A 20,606-nucleotide genomic window follows, 5' to 3' on the forward strand; every position below is an offset into this window, starting at 1 on the left:
ATGGCTAAGAATAAAACGGCTCACTCTTCTAAAAATGATTCAGCTATTAGTTGGAAAACTCTTAGCAGACTTGCCTCTTATGTGCTGGTGTATCGAGTTAAAATTTGCGTAATTATTGCATCAATAATAGTTAGCGCAATTGTGCAAGCTGCAAGTGCAGTGTTTTTGCAATCTCTTGTGGACTCGTATATTCTTCCGCTTGTCGGTAAGCATAATCAGGATTGGACGCCTCTTGTTCGCATGATTATTCTGATGGCAAGTGTTTATGCTGTTGGTGTGTTTTGTTCTTGGCTTTGGAGCAGACTTGTTGCGAATATATCTGAAAGTGTTATGCGTGATTTGCGAGATTCTATGTTTAAGCATCAGCAGAAGCTTTCATTGCGTTACTTAGATTCTCAAGGTTACGGCGATATTATGAGCCGTTACACAAACGATACTGAGGTTCTTCGTGAAGCAATTTCGTGGGCTTTTCCTGACTCTTTTTCTGCACTAATGTCAATTTTGGCAGCGTTTATATCTATTATGTGCCTATCGCTTCCGGTTGCAGTTTTTGTAGCTATATTTACTGCAATATTGCTTTATTTAGTGCGTTTTATGTTAAAGAAATCTGGCAGTTTATTTGAGCAATTCCAGCATGCATTAGGTGAGCTAAATGAGTTTGTTGAAGAATCTGCAACAGGCAGCAAAGTGATTAAAATTTTTAATCATGAGGCAGATTCTATTGAAAAATTAGATAATTGCATAGAAAAAGTGCAAAAAATTTCTGCAAGTGCAAATTCTTATGCAAATAATGTAATGCCTGTTATTAGTAATGCAAGCTATTTGCTTTATGTATTAATTGCTTTACTTGGTGCGTGGGCTGCTTCAGCGGGTCTGCCAACGCTGGGATTAGCTGGATCTAGTACTCTTACATTGGGTACACTTATATCTTTGCTGGCACTTTCGCGCGCATTTATTAACCCTATTGGCGAAATTACAATGCAAGCTAACGCACTTATGATGGCTCTTGCAGGAGCTTCTCGTATTTTTGAGTTACTTGATGAAAAGCCAGAACTTGATTCTGGCAGTGTGCAATTAGTTAAAGTGCGTGTACTTCAGTCTGCTGAAGATCTTGGAGAAAAATCAGCATTTGATGTGCTTGAAGAAGTAGACGAACAATCTGAAGGAAACAATATTTATTGGGCTTGGAAAAGGTCAAAGCAAGATAATGGCACTAAAGCTAATAAGCGCGCTCAAAACTTAAGCGAAATGGCTCAAGGGATTGTGTGCCATGCAAAGCGAGATGCTCGCACTTCTAAAGATGGCCGCTATACTTTGCTTCGAGGTGACGTTCGCTTTACGGATGTTGTGTTTGGTTACAAAGAGGATCATCCAGTTTTGCACGATATTACGTGGTTTGCAAAGCCTGGTCAAAAAGTTGCTCTTGTTGGAGCTACAGGTGCTGGAAAAACTACTATTGCTAACCTTCTTACGCGTTTTTACGACATTGATGATGGGCAAATTTTGTATGATGGCATTGACGTGCGCGATATTTGCAAAACGGATTTGCGTCACGCTATTGGCACTGTTTTGCAAGATGTGAATTTATTTACAGGCACAATAATGGACAATATTCGTTATGGAAATCTTGATGCTAGCGACGAAGATTGTATTCAAGCTGCAAAATTGGCTCATGCTGACGCGTTTATTTCTCATCTTCCTGACGGATACAATACGCAGCTTAACAATGGCGGTGAAGGGCTTTCTCAAGGTCAGAAGCAGCTTATTTCTATTGCTCGTGCTGCAGTAGAAAATCCGCCTGTGTTGATTCTCGATGAAGCAACTTCATCGATTGACACGCATACTGAAGAGTTAGTTCAGCATGGAATGGATTCTTTGATGGAAGGGCGTACTGTGTTTGTAATCGCTCACAGACTGTCTACAGTGCGCAATGCTGATGTGATTATGGTGCTGGATCACGGTCGCATTATTGAGCGCGGTTCACATGAGGAATTATTGGCAAAACGTGGGGAGTATTATCAGCTTTGCACTGGAGCTGTTGAGCTTGAATAATAGCTTGATTTTGTGCGGCAACACGCCGAACACGCGCGGCACTTGCATTTTGCTAAGGATTCTGTAAGATAGTGACTCGGCTGTTCGAGAGAACAAAGCCACGGCCCCGTAGCTCAGTTGGTTAGAGCGCCGCCCTGTCACGGCGGAGGTCACCGGTTCAAGTCCGGCCGGGGTCGCGATTAATAGAATACCCGGTTCGCCGGGTTTTTTATTCGTCATGGCTCTGTAGCTCAGTTGGTAGAGCGAACGACTGAAAATCGTTAGGTCAGCGGATCGATCCCGCTCGGAGCCACAACAAAAACGCGCGACACGATTTGTGCCGCGCGTTTTGTTTTATTCGCTAGTCAAGCTGCTTCCACGAATCAACATCAATATGATGCTCAGGATTTGCCTGCCAAGCTGCCCAAGCAGATTCTACGATATCCTTAACGTCGTAGCGAGCATGCCATCCCATTTCTTCGTTAATTCGCTTCGTGCTGCCAATAAGCTGTGGAGGATCTCCAGCTCTGCGATCAAGAACAGTTTCTTTAAATGGTAAACCGGTAACTCTGCGCACTTCGTCAACAATTTCGCGCACAGACGTACCCTTACCAGTTCCTACGTTAAAAGCATCGTACTTGCGCTCGTCGCGATCCAAATACGTGAGTGCCGCAATATGCGCGTCTGCTAAATCAGAAACGTGAATATAGTCGCGAATGCAAGTGCCATCAGCAGTAGGATAGTCGTCGCCAAAAATAGCAGGTGCTTTTCCTCGCTGTAGTCTGTCAAGAAGCATAGGAATTAAGTTCAAAATCGCAGGATCTTCCAATTCCACCGGACCGCATCCAGCTACGTTGAAGTAACGCAGTGCGCAGAAGCGAATTCCGTATGTGTGCTCGCAAGCACGTGCCATCCACTCGCCAAAAAGCTTGGTTTGACCATAAGGGTTAATTGGCAACATTGGCACAACATCTTCTGGTACAACTTCAACAGGAGGTACGCCATAAGTTGCTGCAGAAGAAGAAAATACGAGCTTCTTAACTCCGCTATCTTTCATGCCTTCAAGCACGTTAAGCATGCCGTTAATATTCTGTTGATAATACCAAAGTGGCTTTTCTACGGACTCTCCAACTTGCTTTCTAGCAGCAAAGTGAATTACAGCATCAACATTCTCGTCCTTCATGATTTGCGCAAGTCGCTTTCCTGCATCAGGAGAAGAGATATCCATACCATAAAGACGTGCGCCTTCAATTCTTGTAGGCTTTCCGTAGCTTAAATCGTCAACGACGACGACATTTTGCTTTGTTTCATGTAAGGCGTGAACTACGTGTGCTCCAATGTATCCGCATCCACCTGTAACAAGAACAGTCATTGTAGACCTTCCTTTTGAATAATATCAATACAATCAGTGAGATTATATCTCGTAAAACTGAAGTTTAATGATATGCATCTGTTGCATAGCATCTGTTATTCTCGCATTTTGATTCTGCAGCGTATGCTTAACTTGAATGTGTCAGTTGTATTATTTTGTAAGGTGATGTTCGAATGATATTTGTTGCGTTATCTATATTGCGTGTGCTAATACGCGCTTATTTGATAATAATGATTATTCGAATGGTTGCAGATTGGTTATTTGTGCTTGTTCCTCGTATGCGTCCTAGAGGTGTTTTTAATTTTCTAATACGAATTGTTTATTTCATAACAGAGCCGCCATTGCGCGTATTGCGCAAGTTTATTCCGCCAACTCGTTGTGGAAATATTAGTATTGACGTAAGTTATATGCTTTTATATTTTGCTTTATACGTTCTTCAAATTTGGTTATAGATGAGTTTATGGTTTTTTAACGCGTAATTTTTATAAAAGCGGCGTTTTGTTGCATAAATTTTTGTATTAACCGCACTAATTTTCTGCGGACGTGATAGCATCGAATAGATATATATCAAAGGGCTATGCCCAAAAAGCGAGGTGTAAAGCATATGACTCTGTTGACGCCTAAAGACATTCGAGAGCATACCTTCCAAATTGTACGTTTTAAGGGAGGTTATGACGTTGACGAGGTCGACGAGTTTCTCGATCAGGTTACAGAAACAATAGAAGCACTCGGTCAGCAGGCAGTGCAGGGCCTAGGGGCTTCCACGCAATCTCTTGGCCGTGATGTTGCGGGTTTGAATACGAAGATTGCTGAGTTAACTTCTAAGGTAGAATCCTTAACTAAAGAAAATGAGGCATTGCGTGATGCTTCTAAGAAGCAGGGTGAATCAAATGAAGCTGCTTCTCAACTTGAAGCTACTGCAACTAAGTTGCGTGAAGCTGAAGAAAGTAATCGTGCTTTGACTGCTCAAAACCAGCAGTTGAAGGAACAGTTAGATGGTTTGGGTGCACAGGTAGATCAGTTGACTGCTCAAACTGCTCAAGCAGACAATGCTAAGCAGGTTCAAAAAGAGCTTGAAACTGTTACTCGCGAGCGTGACGACTTCCGTGCAAGTAGCGAAAACTTGGGTCGCGAGCTTGAAACTGTTCGCCAGCAGCTTGTTGTCACTCAGCAAGAAAACACTAAGATTGAGGAACTTTCCAAGCAGTTGGAAGAGTCTCGTCAGCGTGAAGAGCAGCTTCGAAAGCAGGTTGCTAAGATGGAACCAAATACTGAAACTGGTAGCTTGCAAAAGATTGCTGGTGCTGGTGCAGAAGCACAAGGTTCTGAGCCAGAGCGTGCAACTGCAATGTTGACTCTTGCTATGCAATTGCATGATCAATATGTAGATAAGGGCAAGGCTAAGGCTCAGCAAATTGTTGAAGAGAGCCAAGCTCGTTATAACGAAACTGTTGCTAAAGCAGATGAATATTCTGCACGCACTCGTTCTGAAGCTGAAGAATACAGCAAGCAGACTCATGCCGATGCTGACGATTACTCTACTCGTACTCGCAGCGATGCTGATTCTTATGCTGCTCGTGCTCACAATGAAGCTGATGCTTACTCTGGTAAGGTTCGTCAAGCTGCTGATGATTACTCTAAGCAGACGCACGATCAAGCTGACCAGTATGAAGCTGAAGTACAGCATCGTGCTGCAGACTATGATTCTACAACTCGTACAGCTGCTGATGCATATGCTCGTCAGGTACGTGAGAATCTTGAGAAGCAAACTCAAGTTATTGAAGGGAATATTCAGAGTCTCAAGCAGTTTGAAACTGAATATCGTACTCGCTTGACTGATTTCCTTGGTCAGTTGGTTGCTCAAGTTTCTGATGAAAATACCTATGCTGCATTAGGTAACAAGCAGGGTGAAGAATCTGGTAAGCAAGAGTAGTTTTTAGCAGTGCGTGACTGATATTTTAAAATGTTGCGCACTGCACCGATACTATTTGAATTACTAAAGATCGGATAAATATTGACGCATAGAGATGTGCGTGTGAAACGGCTACGTACTCGCGTAGCCGTTTTTGCACTAATTGTTTTTATTGGTGTTGTGCTAGATCGCATAACAAAACTTTGGGCTTTGGCGACGCTTAGTGACGGGAAAAACATTGAGCTTGTGCCGCACTTGCTTTCTTTAACTCTTGTACGAAATCCTGGAGCATCATTTGGCTTAGGTTCTTCTTTTACATGGGTTATTAGCGTATTAGCTTGTGCTGCTTGTGGTGCCATGATAGCGGCTATTAAGCACACAAAATCTTTGTATTGGACTATTGCGTTTGCTCTAGCGTTTGCTGGAGCTTTTGGAAACCTCATTGATAGAGCGCAATATGCTCAAGGTTTTTTGAATGGCAAAGTCGTAGATTTTATAAACTACGGTTGGTCTGTTGGGAACGTTGCAGATATTGAGCTTATGTTTGCAGGAATCGCAGTCGTATGCCTTATTTTGATTGGGATTCCTCTTTTCGAGCATGCCGATGAGTGATATTTGCTTTAACGTTACAAGCCAATTTTCCGGCTGCAGATTTGATGTTTGCTTATCAAAACTAATGGGAGTTTCGCGTGCAAGTGCGATATCTCTTATTGAGCGTAACCAAGCGAAAATCTTAGGTAGAAAATCGCAAAAATCCTCCATTTTGCAAGATGGCGATACGATTGTTGTCGATCAAAAAGAAAGTGCAGAACAAAAAGAAGAGCAAAATAATGAATCTTCTGTATGTAATATTCCAATTATTTATAATGACGACGATGTTGTTGTAATAGATAAGCCTGTTGGAGTTGCCTCTCACGCAGCAAAGGGATGGAGTGGGCCGACAGTTCCAGAATGCCTAGAAGCTGTTGGAATAGATATAAAAACAACGCTGTGCGACGAATCGCGCAAAGGAATCGTAAGCAGATTAGACGTTGGAACAAGCGGATTAATGCTAGTTTGTAAAACAGATTTTGCTTATGAAGTAATGAAAAATCAGTTTGCAAAGCATATCGTTAAAAAAACGTATCATGCGCTTGTTCAAGGAGATTTAGCGCAAGATAAAGCTACTATTGATGCTCCTATAGGTCGCGCAAAAGTATCTGATTTTCGTTTTACTATTACTTCTGACGGCAAGCCTGCTGTTACGCACTGGGATGTGCTTGAGCGTTTTAGTCAAGCAACGTTAGTAAGCGTTAATTTGGAAACTGGTCGTACACATCAAATACGCGTCCATTTTTCGTCTATAGGTCACCCTTTGGTTGGGGATTCAATGTATGGAGCGAACCCAGTTTTGGCTCAAAAACTTGGGTTGCAACGTCAATGGTTGCATTCTATGGAACTTACTTTTACACATCCTCGAACCGGTAAAGCTGTTACAGTAAAGTCACATTATCCTCTTGATTTGCAACACGCGTTAGAAGCTATGCGAGCATTATTAAAGTAACGTTTTTGCATTTTTTCAGTCAACTTTCGCTTATAGAATATCTTTTATGACTCAGCCGGAAACCAATTTTGTGCATTTACACAATCACACGCATTATTCACTTCTAGATGGTGCGTCAAAAATACCTGATTTAGTGGCGCGCGCTAAAGAATTAGGCATGCCGGCTGTAGCTATTACGGATCATGGCAACATGCACGGCGCGTACGAAATGTGGAGTACGGCTGTAAAAGCTGGAATTAAGCCAATTATTGGTATAGAAGCGTATGTTACTCCGGAAACAGCAAGACAAGACAAAAGTCGCGTGCATTGGGGCACGGAAGATCAGCGTGCAGATGACGTTTCTGGCGGCGGTTTAATTACGCATATGACTTTGTGGGCGGAAAACGATACTGGCTTAACAAATCTTCTTAAAGCTTCGTCTGTGGCGAATCTTGAGGGTAGAGTTATGCGCTACCCACGTATGGATAAAGACGTGCTTTCAACCTACTCAAAAGGTGTAATTGCGTCTTCAGGATGTCCTTCTGGAATTATCCAGACGCGTCTTCGTTTAGGTCAGTTCAAAGAGGCTTTACGAGCAGCTGGCGAGTTTCAAGATATTTTCGGGCGTGACAATTTCTTTATTGAGCTTATGAATCACGGGCTTTCTATTGAAACGCGCGTAACTAAAGACTTGCTTGAAATTGCAAAAAAACTTAACGCACCTCTTCTTGCAACGAACGATTTGCATTACGTTCATGAAGAAGATCGTGAAGCGCAAGATGCTATGCTTTGCATTAATTCCGGCTCGCGCTTGGACGATCCTGACCGTTTTAAGTTTGACGGTTCAGGATACTATTTGAAGTCCGCTGAGCAAATGCGTGAGCTTTTTAAAGAATTTCCAGAAGCTTGCGATAACACGCTTGAGATTGCTCGTCGATGCAATGTTATGTTCGACGACGGCGAAGATGGCGCTTTTATGCCGCAATTTGACTGCCCGGAAGGTTGGGATGAGACTTCGCTATTCCTTAAAAAAGTCGAGGAAGGTTTGGAGCGTCGTTACAATAACAACATTCCAATGGAAGTTTTAAAGCAGGCTGATTACGAGTGCGGTGTGATTTGCCAAATGCAATTCTGCGGATACTTTTTAGTTGTTGCAGATTATATTAATTGGGCTAAAGCGCATGGCGTAATGGTAGGTCCTGGTCGTGGTTCTGCTGCAGGCGCTATGGTTGCGTACGCAATGGGCATCACAGAGCTTGATCCTATGAAGCATGGTCTGATTTTTGAACGCTTCTTAAACCCGGAGCGCGTATCTTTGCCAGATATTGACGTTGATTTTGACCCGGATGGCAGGGCCAAAGTTCTTGAATACGTGGGCGAAAAATACGGTAGAGATAAAGTTGCTCAGTGCGTTATTTACGGAACTATTAAAACGAAGCAAGCTCTTAAAGATTCTGCGCGTATTATGGGCTACGAGTTTTCAGTAGGCGAAAAAATTACGAAAGTTCTTCCTCCTGCTAAAAACGGCAAAGATATGAGCTTGCACGATATTTTCGACGAAAAATCAAAACGTTACGCTGAAGCGCGCGAGTTTCGCGAAATGTACGACACGGATTCAGATACTCATCGCATTACGGAAGAAGCTAAGGGCATTGAAGGTTTGATTCGTCAAACAGGTGTGCACGCTTGTGCAACAATCATGGGCTCGGAGCCAATCACAAACACTTCGCCACTTTTAGAGCGCACTGACGGTACTATTACTACAACTTTTGAGTATCACACTTGTGAAACGCTCGGTCTTGTAAAAATGGACTTTTTGGGTCTTTCCAACTTGACAGTTATTCGCGATACTTTGCGAAATATCGAAAATAATGGGAAGGATCCGATTGATTATACTAAGATTCCGTTAGACGATAAAGCTACTTATCAACTGCTTTCTAGGGGTGATACTTTAGGCGTTTTCCAGCTTGATTCCGACGGTATGCGTGCGCTTCTACGTACTTTGAAACCGGATAATTTCAACGATATTTCGGCTTTGATTGCACTTTACAGGCCTGGTCCTATGGATATGGATTCGCATACGAATTATGCTAAGCGCAAGAACGGTTTGCAAGATATTATCCCTATTCATCCAGAAGTTGCTGAGCCGTTAAAGGAAGTTTTGGACGAAACTTACGGTTTAATTGTTTACCAGGAGCAGGTGCAGTCTGCAGCGCGTATTTTAGCAGGATACAGTCTTGGTAAAGCAGATGTGTTACGTCGAGCAATGGGCAAGAAAAAGCCGGAAGTGCTGGCAAAAGAGCAGGTGCCATTCTTTGAAGGTATGAAAGCTCACGGATATTCTGAAGAAGCTGCACAAGCTGTGTGGGATGTTTTGGTTCCGTTCTCTGGTTACGCGTTTAATAAAGCTCACTCTGCAGCTTATGGCTTGATTTCTTACTGGACTGCATACCTAAAAACGCATTATCCTGTGGAATTTATGGCAGCTTTGCTTCAAAACGAACGTACGAATAAAGACAAAACTGCACTGTACTTGGGCGAGGCAAGGCGCATGGGTATTCAAGTTTTGCAACCTGATGTAAACGAGTCTGTTCTTGAGTATTCTGCAGTTGGAGATGTTGTGCGCTTTGGTTTGGGTGCTATTCGTAACGTTGGAGACAAAGCAGTAAACGATATTATTACTGAGCGTGAAGGTGAGCGCGGACGTTTCGTAAACTTTATGGATTTTGTACAACGTGTTCCTATTAGTGCACTTAATCGACGTTTAGTAGAGTCGCTTATTAAAGCTGGAGCTTTTGATTCTATTGATTCAAATCGTCGTGCGCTGTTTCAAATTTGTGATCCTGCAATTGATTCTGTGATTGCGCTTAAGCGGAAGCAGGCAGAGGGTCAGTTTGATTTATTTGCTGATCTTGATTCGTCTTCTGACTTGGATGACGACAACGGTATGGGAGATATGCAAATTACTGTACCTGATGTTGAAGAGTGGGATAAAAAGACAAAGCTTAATTTTGAGCGAGAAATGCTTGGATTGTACGTTTCTGATCATCCACTAAGCGGATTGTCTGCAGTTTTGGCAGATTTACGTGAGATGTCAATCGCTCAACTGATCGACAGAGCAAGAACTATGAGCGACGGTCAGCAAGTAACTATTGCAGGCCTAGTTACGAGCGTAGATAGGCGAGTGTCTCGAAAAGGTAATGCTTGGGCGATTGTCACAGTTGAAGACATGGAAAGTTCAATACAATGCATGTTCTTTGGCAAAGTGTACGAAGCTTCAGCGCAAGAACTTGCAATTGATCAAGTTGTGCGTATTCGTGGACAAGTTGAAGTGCGTGATGAAACTGTTTCCATGCGTGCTACAGAGTTTGAAATACCAACTCTTGAATCAGTGGATGAGAGACCTTTAACAGTTGTTATTCCTCGTAAAGTTCTAGATAAAGGTCGTGTTGCGCAATTAAGTAATATTTTGAGCCGACATCCAGGCTGCTGTGAAGTGCGCTTGGCTCTTGTCGACGATACAGGCAAGGCGCAAGTTCTTACTTTTGGAGATCGTTTCCGCGTAAAACGAGATACTTCTTTGTTTGCTGAAATGAAAATTGTTTTTGGATCTAGTTGTTTGCCTAGCGCGTAGAAAATATGCACTACTGATTTGATAAAATATAAAACTAGGTATGCTTTAAGGATTACATTGAAAGAGGAGGAAATAACGAATATGTTAAACAACGGTGACGAGCGTAACAGTGACGATAAGCGTAAAAATGATGGTGAGCGTAACAATGACGATTCTGTGCGCACTTCTTTTACTGATGCGGAATTAGATAATGCGCTCGCTGGATTTGAACGTGAATTTAAAGAAGAGTCGCAAGAAAATTTAAATAGCGAAAATTTAGAAAATAACCAAAAAAGCGACGATAATCAAGAAAATGATTTTCTTGATCAAGCTATGCGCAATATTGAAGAAGCTAATTTTGAAGAAGATTTGCAAGGTTTGCTTGGAAATAAAGCAAAAGTTGCGTTAATGATTACGTATGTGCAGCCTGCTCAGTTACTGGCTGCTTTTTGCAAAATGGCTAGTGTTTCAGCACGATGCTTCGATGAAGAGCAAGGTGCTGTTGCAGTATTAAAAAATTTGGACGGCAATGAGCCGGAAGAAGCAGTGCAAAAATTTGTTGATTTCTTCCGTGGAATGGATGTTATGCTCATTACAAATAGAGCTGATAAATTAACTGCAAAAGTTTACGAATATAATTGCGAACCGCAAGAAATAGTTGCGCCTATGGCATTAGCTGTGTGGTCGCGTACAGTAGAAGATTTAGCTATTGGCATGGAAACAGTTGAAACTATTTCGAAACAAAATATAGAAATGTCCAATAGTGACGATTTGAGCGATGCGAACGCGTACGAGCTATTCCAAAAATATGGCAAAAGAAAGTAAAAATAATTAAGCAATTAATTGGCATATTAAATTGAAGAAGTTGCGTTAGAAAGTAGAAATTTCATTACAATTACGTAAATTCATTGCAGATAAGCTCAACATATGAAGCGCAATACGAAATAATACACTACAATTGCACGTGAATATGCATATGTGTGTGGCTATGCATACAACCGGATGATACCCAAGGGGTTTATTATGGATCGACAACAAGAGTTTGCTCTACGTACTGTTGAAGAGCGAGACGTGCGTTTTATTCGACTCTGGTTTACGGACGTCTTAGGCACGCTTAAATCCGTTGCTATTGCCCCTGCTGAATTAGAAGCAGCTTTTGAAGAGGGAATAGGGTTCGACGGCTCAGCAATAGAAGGCATGACTCGCGTCCTAGAAGACGATATGATTGTGAAGCCGGATCCGTCGACGTTCCAAATTCTTCCATGGCATGGAGGTCCAGAAGGCACAGCGCGCATGTTCTGCGATGTGCTAACTCCAGACGGAGAGCCTTCACTGGGAGACCCTCGTCACGTTTTGAAGACTGCGCTCGCAAAAGCGAAAGAAAAAGGATTTACTTTCTACGTTCATCCGGAAATTGAGTTTTATTTGTTTGAAGCTCAAGATGATTGGTCCAAAGCTCCTGTGCCGATTGATGAGGGTGGCTATTTTGACCACGTTCCTAGAAGTTCGGCTATGGATTTCCGTCGTAGTGCAGTTAGTATGCTTGAGCAAATGGGTATTTCTGTAGAATACTCGCATCACGAGGGCGGTCCTGGTCAAAACGAAATTGACTTGCGTTATGCAGATGCTCTTACTACCGCGGACAATATTATGACTTTCCGCACTGTAGTTAAGGAAATTTCTCTTGAGCGCGGAATGTATGCAAGCTTTATGCCAAAGCCGCTAACTGATCAGCCTGGATCGGGTATGCATACGCATTTGAGTTTGTTCGAAGGTGACACGAACGCTTTTTATGAGGCAGGTCAAGAATTTAATATGTCTCTTATTGCGCGTCAATTTGCGGCTGGTATTTTGCATCATGCTTCAGAAATTTGCGCTGTAACTGATCAATATGTGAACTCTTACAAGCGTTTGTGGGGTGGTGCGGAAGCTCCTAGCTACGTTTGCTGGGGTCATAGCAACCGTTCTGCACTTCTGCGTGTGCCGCAATACAAGCCTGGTAAAGGCAATTCTTGCCGAATGGAATTCCGTGCGCTAGATCCTGTGGCGAATCCGTATCTTGCTTACTCTGTGCTTCTTGCTGCCGGTTTGGATGGTATTGAAAAGCAAATGACTTTGTGCGATCCAACTAGCGACGATGTTTGGGAGCTTACTGATGCTGAGCGTCAAGCAATGGGTATTCAGCCATTGCCGGAATCCTTGGATGAAGCACTAAAGATTATGGAGCGCTCGGACTTCGTTGCAAGCGTATTAGGTGAACACGCTTTTGAGTACTTCTTGCGCAATAAGCATCAAGAGTGGGAAGAGTACCGTCGTCAGGTTACGCCTTTTGAGCTTGAGAAGTATTTGCCGCGTTTGTAACGCGAGTGACTTTGTACTTTAGAGGCCTTAACGCAGAAACTGTACTGCGTTAGGGCCTTTTGTTTGATGTTTTGGGACACTGCTGCAGATTGCGCTCGCGCGGATTACGCGCTCGCTTACGAAACTCGCGTTGGAAGTCCACTGGACTTCCAACTTTAGCGAGTTTCCGCTCCGAGTTGCCTTCGCGCTAAATGTCAGCGCTCAGGCAGGTCGTCAGCGCACACTAACCACAACCTAGTTTTTAAAGCGCAACCACGCAACTCTGCCCTGCCTTCGTCAATCGAGACGAAGGTAGACCTCGCTTGCGGTGAAAGCACACTGTGCTTTCAACTCTGAGCAAGCTCGGCGCTCCGAGTTGCCTTCGCGCGCTAAATCGCAGCGCTCAGGCAGGTCGTCAGCGCACACTAACCACAACCTAGTTTTTAAAGCGCAACCACGCAACTCTGCCCTGCCTTCGTCAATCGAGACGAAGGCAGACCTCGCTTGCGGTGAAAGCACACTGTGCTTTCAACTCTGAGCAAGCTCGGCGCTCCGAGTTGCCTTCGCGCGCTAAATCGCAGCGCTCAGGCAGGTCGTCGCGCTGCGTGAGGGTCTTTTGTTTTCTATTGGTGGTTTGCTTCAAAAAAATCAAAAATTTTGTAAAAAAGTGGGGATTTTTGGGGAGGAATGGGGTAAAATGGTGAACAACGTGTAAATGGCATAGTACATGTTGAGTTAAGGAGGTGGAGTATGGCACGTCGTGCTGCTGATAAGCAACCGCGCAATAACGCCAATTCTTCCTCTTCGCATTCCATAAATCAGGCTCAACAAGCTGCTGATTCAAATGTTTCTCAGCAATCGCAGATGCCACTGCAAATGCAAGATTCACAAGTGTCTCAGCAGCAATACGTTCAGCCTGTTCAACCTGTACAGTCTAAGCAGTCAATTCAGGGTTATTATGGTATGCCTTCAACTGTTATGCCAGCAATGCAGCAATATATGCCAGCACCGGTTTTCACCTCCACTCCGTCCGGCGCTGCTGATTCGTCTGCACAAGCTGCAGCTATGCCAGTTGCACCTTTTTATGCTTCTCAATATCAAGAAGCTGTGTCAACTCATCCAGCAACACCTATTTTGTTAGGCACTTATACTCCAAAAATTGACGATAAAGGTCGTGTTGCACTTCCTGCAAAATTCCGTTCTCAGCTCGGGACTGGTTTTGTTATGGCTCGCGGTCAGGAGCATTGTGTTTACGTGCTACCTATGGTTGAGTTCCAGCGTATGGCAACGCAAATTCAGAGCACATCTATGAGCAATAAGTCAGCTCGCGATTATCTTCGTGTGTTCCTTTCTGGTGCTGTTGATGAAGAGCCAGATAAGCAGGGACGCATTGTTGTGCCGCCAATGTTAAGAGATTACGCCAATTTGGGCGATCAAATTGTTGTTATTGGTGTTGGTACGCGTGCAGAGATTTGGAATAAGTCTGCTTGGGAAGAATATCTTGCCGATCGTGAGCAAGGTTATGCAGATATTGCTGACGATGTACTTCCGGCGGTGATGTGATGACTGATGCTATGAAAGATATTACAGCTATTCACGCACCGGTATTATTGCAAGATTGTGTTGATTTAGTTACTCCTTCTTTGCAACACAAAGGCGCAATAGTAGTAGATTGCACTTTAGGCCTTGCTGGTCATGCGACTGCTTTTCTTAAAGCTGCGCCTTTTGCAACACTTATTGGTATTGATCGTGATTCTGAAGCACTTTCGTTAGCAACGCAAAGAATGCGCAGCGAAGGTCTCGAGAATCGTTTTATTCCTGCACATGCAGCATTCGATGAGATTGATGAAGTGCTACAAGAAAACAGCATTGACCGTATTGATGCTGCTTTTATGGATTTGGGTCTTTCAAGTTTGCAAATTGACGAAACTGATCGCGGTTTTTCTTATTCTCACGATACAGCACTTGACATGCGTATGGATACGACGCAAGCAACTACTGCCGCAACGATTTTAGCTACTTATGATTCTCGAGAATTAACTAGAATTTTCCGAGAGTATGGTGAAGAACGTTTTGCTTCTCCTATTGCTCGTCGTATTGTTGAAGTTCGTGCTACGGAGCCTATTGCTACTTCGGGTCAGTTGGTTAGCTTAGTTGACTCTGTAATTCCGAAAGCTCATCGCGCTACTGGAAATCCAGCAAAACGAGTGTTCCAAGCTTTGCGTATTGAAGTGAACGGTGAATTAGATAAATTGAGCCGTACTCTTCCTAAAATTGCTTTACATCTTCGTGAGCATGGTCGCTTAGTTGTTGAATCTTATCATTCGTTGGAAGATACAGCTGTAAAACGTTTTATGAATCAAGGATTAACAGTTGATGTTCCTGCAAACATGCCTGTTATTCCTGATGATGCTCAGCCGTTCTTTAAAGCTCTTACTCGCGGAGCTATGAAAGCTTCTAAAGAAGAAATTGTTCATAACACTAGATCTTCTTCAGTTCGTTTGCGCGCTGTCGAATTATGCCGCCCTATCCCGGAGCGTTGGATTCCAAGGCTTGAAGATGAGGCGGCTGGTCGTAAAGCTATAAAAGGAGGTCGCTGACATGGTATTGAACATGCAAAATCGTGTTTTGCGCTCTTCTGCGTCTTCTGCTTCAGCTCCAGCTGGTCGTACTAAAGATAATTCGACTCGTAAAGAATACGTACATAATTCTGCTCCTTCGGTGTTTAACCCATCTCAACGTAAATCTTCTGCTGTGCTTGAACGATTCAGCAAGGTTATGACATGGAGCAATACGCGCAAAGTACCTCTTGTGAATTGCATGATTATTGTGATTTTTATGGTTGTTACGTTGTTGACTTCGCTTCTTTTGCGTACGCAAATGGCAGAGATTTCCTTCGACCAAACTGCAGTACAGATGCGTATTTCTCGTTTGCATCAGGATGTGGAAGCTCGTCAAGCGAAATTAGATACTTTGGAATCTGAACTTCCTGCAAGAGCGCAACGAATGGGAATGGTTCCGCAACAAGGTTCTATTTCTATTGACTTGAGTGATTATGCAGCAAAACGAAAACATAGTCATTCTGAGAAAACTAAGCACGAAAAACAAGCCGATAACTCAAAACAAACTAATAACTCAAAACAAACAAATAACTCAAATAAAACTCAAAAACAAGACCAACAAAATCGTCAATATCAACAGAAAGCAAAACAGGAGAAACATTGATGCGCCACTTAATCAAACAACGTTTCGCTCCTCAGCAGATATTTGCGCGTAAGTGCACCGTAATTGCAATTGTTTTTGCGTTAATTGGTGTTGGTGCAATAGTAAAGCTAAGTTTTATACAGATTATTAATGCTCGCTCAACTGCACAAGCAGCTCAGGCTGAGCGTAGTCGTGTGCGACCAATTCTTGCACGTCGTGGGCGCATACTTGATGCTAATGGTGCTGTGTTGGCTCAAAGTGTTGAGCGATTTAATATTATTGGAGATCCACTTAATGCTCAGGCTTTTGTTCCGACTCCTTGCACAAAACAAACCGAGCATAACTGTCATATGCTTAATGGCAAGCCTGTAGAAGGCACGGGCGCTGTGGCGGTCGCCCGTTTGCTTGCTCCGATTTTGCACATGAGTTCTGTAGAACTTGGTGGAAAACTGGCTGGCGTTGGTCGTTACGTTTTATTGAAACGTAACGTGACTCCTGCAATGAAACGTGCCATTGACGATTTGAATCTTTCTGGGTGTATTTATGCAGAGAACAGTAGTGAACGAGTATATTCAAGCGGACCTATTCTTGGATCTGTTATTGGTGCTGTTGCTAATGCCGATGAAGTTAATCGTAAAGATATTAAAGATCGTAAAGGTGAGGTTGGTGTTACTGGTCTTGAATTTACTAAAGATGCAACTTTGAATGGCGTGGACGGATATCAGCGTTATCAAGGTAATAATGCAGGAAATGAGAAAATTCCTGGTACTGTAACTGAATCTAAGCCTGCAATCAACGGAAGTGATGTTAAGCTCACAATCGATAGCGATGTCGATTGGTATGTTAAAAAAGTTTTGCTTGATGGCAAGAAAAAATATCATGCAACTTGGGGTATTGCAATAGTGCAAGATGTTCGTACTGGCGAAATACTTGCTTTGGAAGATACTGATGAGATTAAAGCTGGAACAACGCAAGCTAAGGTGAATGTTTCTAGAGCTGTAAGCCAAACCTTTGAGCCTGGTTCTATTGGTAAAGCTTTCTCAATGTCTGGAATGTTACAAACTGGTGCGCATAAGCTTACTGATAAATTTGCTGTTCCTAATACTCTTAATAAGAACGGTCAAGCATTCCATGATGCTGTTAGCCATGGTGTTGAGCGTTGGACATTAGCTGGTATTCTTTCGGAATCTTCTAACGTCGGTATGGTTATGGCTGGTGAAAAATATCCGATAGATAAACGCTATGAGTATCTTTATAAATTTGGTCTTGGTCAGTACTCGGGATTGAATTTGCAAGGAGAATCTTGTGGCTTGCTTCCTAGCGTTCAAGCTTGGGATGGTCGTAAGAAAGATACCGTTCTGTTTGGTCAGGGTTATGCTGTGAATGCTTTGCAGCTTACTAATGCGATTGCAACTATTGCAAATAAAGGCGTTAGGTTGCGTCAGTCAATAGTTAAATCCGTTATAGATTCTAATGGTAGAGTTACGAAGTCTCCTCGTCCTGCAGGAACGCGCGTTTTGGATGAAAATGTTGCTGCACAAATGATGAATGCTTTGGAAAATTCTGGTGAGCATTATCACAGATTTGCTGGTGTCGATGGTTATCGTGTTGCTGCAAAGAGTGGTACAGCTGAAGTTGCTGGCGCTGATGGTAAACTTAGCTCTACAATCAGCGACTGGTCGGGTGCTATACCAGCGGATAATCCTCGCTTCGTCATAACAGTTGTTTTGCGTGATCCACAAGGTATTTATGGTGGTATGACTGCAGGTCCACTGTTCAAAACTATTGGAGAATTCTTAATGCAAAAGTATGATATTCCAGCTTCTTCTCCACGCACAAATCCTGTTCCTGTGAATTGGTAGTGTACGCATTACAATGTTGTTATCTATAAAGTAGGGTGTGCAATGAGTGCGGTTGATGAATACTCTAGAATTAGAGTGACGCTAGGTTTTGCTGCAAAAAATTATGGTTTTGAAGTTGTTCCTGCGTTTGCTTCAGAGGTAACTATTACTTCTATTGCTCATGATGTGCGTCATGTGCGTCCTGGTGGATTATTTGTGCCAATTGGTCATATCGATCGTCGTCAGCTTGAAGCTGCACGTGATGCTGGGGCATATGCTGCATTAGTTTCACCAGAATTTCGTGGTGAGGCTGCAGATTTAGGTCTGCCTTTGCTTGTTTCTTCTGCTAATCCAGTTGCTTTGGGCAAGCTTGCTTGTGATATTAATGCAGATCCTTCTTCATGCGTTGCAATATTTGCGATTGCTGGTGACGATGATGATGAGATCCATGCTAATGTTTTGCGATTAGCTGATTTTTTGCATATGTTAGGCAACCCTGTTGGTGTTATTAGTGATGCTGGATCTACTTCATTGCAGCGCGAATTGTCTTTGCAATATCCTTTAAATATTGCAGATGTACAGCATGCTTTATCTGTGTGTGCAGAAGATGGTGCTGCAGCTGTTGTTATTGCACTTAATTCTGCAACTTTAGCTAAGAACGCGTTACAATCCGTCAGTATTGATGTTCTTGGCGTTGAGCAAACTCAGAATGAAAGCAATTCTGGCGCAGGGTCTGATTCTCAATCTGATGCTAAGTCTAAAGATAGTTCTGATACTAATTCTGAATCTAAAGATGCAGCCTCAAATGTGAAAGTTAGTGCAAAGGCATCTTCTTCACCGCTTTACCCGGCATATGCAACCGGCATGAGTTTTTATGCGTTGCGTCAACGTTATGGTTTTTCTGGAAGAGAGCACGCTTATTGTGTTACTAGATCGGCTGAGTCTGACGAATTAGCTGAATTAGCGGATCAAATTGGTGGCAATGATGTGCAGCGGCATCTTTCATTATCTATTGCAATGGTGTTAGCTGCTGGTGTTCGTCGTGGGACTATTAAAAGTGCGCTGCGAGTTTCGCATGAACTGCACTGAATTATGCTGATTTCATTCGAGTTTTCAAATAAATTAATTGCGTGAGTTTTGTTTAAGAGCTTTTAATTATGTGGCTAATTTGGAGGATGTTATGAGTTGTGTTGAAACTTCGTGTGCCAGCAATGCTGAGAGTTTAGATCATGCCGATATGATGCCTATGAGCATAAGCGAAATTGCTAAAGCTGTTCATGGGGAAATACACGAGTTTAATAGTTGTGACACAGATTTAGTTGCAAATTCCGTTTTTAGTGATTCTCGTCAAATCCGTAACGGTTCTGTGTTCGTAGCTATAGTTGGTGAACATGTTGACGGTCATGATTATGTAAAGAATGCTGAAAAATCTGGAGCTGTTGTAGCTATTGTTGAACATGTTGTCGAAGGCACTAATCTCAATCAAATAGTTGTGAATAATTCTATAGAAGCGCTGGGCTTGCTAGCTAAACATAATTTGGAACTTCGCCGCAATCTTAACAAACCTTTCACTATTATTGGTATTACTGGTTCCGTTGGCAAAACAACAACGAAAGATATGTTGAAGGCTTTGTTGAGCACGCTAGGCGAAACAGTTGCTCCTGTTGGATCTTTTAATAATAATATTGGTTTGCCTCTTACTGCTTTGCAAGTTGGCAGTAATACTCGATTTTTAATAGCAGAAATGGGAGCTAATCATGTTGGCGAAATTGCCAATTTAATTCATATTGCTCCTCCGGATCTCGCAATAGTGCTTAAAGTTGGTGTGGCTCATTTAGGTGAATTTGGCTCAGTTGAGCGCATTGCGCAAGCAAAAAGTGAGATTGTGCGTGGGCTTTTGCCACATGGCATAGCAGTATTAAATTCCGACGATAAGCGAGTTTCTGCAATGTCTTGTCTTGTAGAAAATAAGCATGTGCGCTGGTTCGGTAGAAATGTTAAAAACGGATTGCTGGAATCAGCTAGTAAAGATGACTACCAACTTTCAGCTAGTAATATAAAGTTAGATTCTTTTGGTAAAGCAGTTTTTACTACCACTGAACGTAGTAATTCTTCTGATCTAATGAATCATATTGAAGTGCATCTTGCTATACAAGGCGAGCATAATGTTATGAATGCGCTTGCAGCAGCAAATGTTGCTAGATATTTGGGAATGACTTTAGATGATATTGCTTCTGTGCTGTCTAAAGTTTCGCATATTAGCCCGCATCGCATGCAATTGAGTACAGTTTCTAAGAATGACGAGAAATTTACACTTATTGATGATTCCTTTAATGCAAATCCTGATTCTATGAAAGCAGGAATCGATGGTTTGTGCGCCTATGAAAATGATTCTTGTAGTGCATCTTCGAAACCTTTCCGTATAGCGGTTCTTGGTTCTATGTTGGAGCTTGGCAGCAACGAAGATGAATTGCACACAAATATTGGAGAATATGTGGCAAATTCGAGTGTCGATGCAGTTGTTGCTGTTGGTTCAAAAACGGACTCTGACTTAGATAAATTAGCTCACTGTATTGCTCAAGGTGCACGTTCTTCTTGGAAGAATAAACTACTTTCTTCTCACGATGCAGTCTACTTTGTGCACAGTGCGGATGAGGCTGATGATATTGTTTGGAAAATTGTGGCCGAGCATCCGAGTAGTGTTGTGTTATTGAAAGGCTCTCATGCTTCAGGCTTGAGTGTGCTTGCTGAACATTGGGCAAATATTTAAC

The 20,606-nt window shown here is 42.7% G+C and carries 15 protein-coding genes and 2 tRNA genes; 16 read left to right on the forward strand and 1 reads right to left on the reverse strand.

Annotated elements, in window-relative coordinates:
* The 3 genes from HXT39_RS01340 to HXT39_RS01350 all read left to right on the forward strand — a co-directional run bounded on the left by HXT39_RS01340 (position 1) and on the right by HXT39_RS01350 (position 2,344).
* Positions 1-2,052, forward strand: a complete 2,052-nt coding sequence (locus HXT39_RS01340) for an ABC transporter ATP-binding protein (protein WP_102703214.1) — start codon at positions 1-3, stop codon at positions 2,050-2,052.
* Between the two features lie 102 nt (positions 2,053-2,154).
* A tRNA-Asp gene (locus HXT39_RS01345) sits at positions 2,155-2,228 on the forward strand.
* Positions 2,229-2,271: 43 nt separating this feature from the next.
* Positions 2,272-2,344, forward strand: a tRNA-Phe gene (locus HXT39_RS01350).
* A 48-nt stretch (positions 2,345-2,392) separates the two neighbouring features.
* Here HXT39_RS01350 and galE read toward each other — a convergent pair.
* Positions 2,393-3,403 (reverse strand): UDP-glucose 4-epimerase GalE, encoded by a 1,011-nt coding sequence (galE, locus tag HXT39_RS01355; protein WP_101886115.1) that lies wholly within the window; start codon positions 3,401-3,403, stop codon positions 2,393-2,395.
* Positions 3,404-3,576: 173 nt separating this feature from the next.
* Between galE and HXT39_RS01360 the strand changes: the two genes are divergently transcribed.
* From HXT39_RS01360 to HXT39_RS01420, 13 genes are all read left to right on the forward strand, one after another.
* Entirely contained in the window at positions 3,577-3,855 is a 279-nt protein-coding gene (locus tag HXT39_RS01360) for a YggT family protein (RefSeq protein WP_102703213.1), read from the forward strand.
* 152 nt (positions 3,856-4,007) lie between these two features.
* Entirely contained in the window at positions 4,008-5,336 is a 1,329-nt protein-coding gene (locus tag HXT39_RS01365) for a DivIVA domain-containing protein (RefSeq protein ID WP_103013822.1), read from the forward strand.
* A 96-nt stretch (positions 5,337-5,432) separates the two neighbouring features.
* On the forward strand, positions 5,433-5,927 hold the full coding sequence (locus HXT39_RS01370) for a signal peptidase II (RefSeq protein WP_102703211.1): 495 nt from the start codon (positions 5,433-5,435) through the stop codon (positions 5,925-5,927).
* Complete coding sequence (locus HXT39_RS01375; protein WP_102703210.1) at positions 5,920-6,858, forward strand: RluA family pseudouridine synthase; 939 nt, start codon at positions 5,920-5,922, stop codon at positions 6,856-6,858. Before HXT39_RS01370 ends, HXT39_RS01375 begins: the two co-directional genes overlap by 8 nt.
* Before the next feature lie 46 nt (positions 6,859-6,904).
* A complete protein-coding gene (dnaE, locus tag HXT39_RS01380) occupies positions 6,905-10,471 on the forward strand; it encodes a DNA polymerase III subunit alpha (protein ID WP_102703209.1) in 3,567 nt (1,188 codons plus the stop codon).
* An 81-nt stretch (positions 10,472-10,552) separates the two neighbouring features.
* A complete protein-coding gene (locus tag HXT39_RS01385; RefSeq protein WP_102703208.1) occupies positions 10,553-11,275 on the forward strand; it encodes a hypothetical protein in 723 nt (240 codons plus the stop codon).
* A 198-nt stretch (positions 11,276-11,473) separates the two neighbouring features.
* On the forward strand, positions 11,474-12,811 hold the full coding sequence (glnA, locus tag HXT39_RS01390) for a type I glutamate--ammonia ligase (RefSeq protein ID WP_004107357.1): 1,338 nt from the start codon (positions 11,474-11,476) through the stop codon (positions 12,809-12,811).
* Between the two features lie 729 nt (positions 12,812-13,540).
* Complete coding sequence (gene mraZ / locus HXT39_RS01395) at positions 13,541-14,353, forward strand: division/cell wall cluster transcriptional repressor MraZ (protein WP_102703207.1); 813 nt, start codon at positions 13,541-13,543, stop codon at positions 14,351-14,353.
* An 11-nt stretch (positions 14,354-14,364) separates the two neighbouring features.
* The gene (gene rsmH / locus HXT39_RS01400; RefSeq protein WP_033888517.1) at positions 14,365-15,390 is read left to right on the forward strand and encodes a 16S rRNA (cytosine(1402)-N(4))-methyltransferase RsmH; all 1,026 of its coding nucleotides are present in this window, start codon (positions 14,365-14,367) and stop codon (positions 15,388-15,390) included.
* 1 nt (position 15,391) lies between these two features.
* Entirely contained in the window at positions 15,392-16,015 is a 624-nt protein-coding gene (locus tag HXT39_RS01405) for a hypothetical protein (RefSeq protein ID WP_102703206.1), read from the forward strand.
* On the forward strand, positions 16,015-17,856 hold the full coding sequence (locus HXT39_RS01410) for a peptidoglycan D,D-transpeptidase FtsI family protein (protein ID WP_012914402.1): 1,842 nt from the start codon (positions 16,015-16,017) through the stop codon (positions 17,854-17,856). Before HXT39_RS01405 ends, HXT39_RS01410 begins: the two co-directional genes overlap by 1 nt.
* A gap of 42 nt (positions 17,857-17,898) precedes the next feature.
* The gene (locus tag HXT39_RS01415) at positions 17,899-18,924 is read left to right on the forward strand and encodes a hypothetical protein (protein WP_004108517.1); all 1,026 of its coding nucleotides are present in this window, start codon (positions 17,899-17,901) and stop codon (positions 18,922-18,924) included.
* A 91-nt stretch (positions 18,925-19,015) separates the two neighbouring features.
* Complete coding sequence (locus tag HXT39_RS01420; protein ID WP_102703204.1) at positions 19,016-20,605, forward strand: UDP-N-acetylmuramoyl-tripeptide--D-alanyl-D-alanine ligase; 1,590 nt, start codon at positions 19,016-19,018, stop codon at positions 20,603-20,605.
* Position 20,606: the final 1 nt, after the last annotated feature.

This window comes from Gardnerella sp. DNF01159, from assembly GCF_049244215.1.
Lineage (GTDB): Bacteria > Actinomycetota > Actinomycetes > Actinomycetales > Bifidobacteriaceae > Bifidobacterium > Bifidobacterium swidsinskii.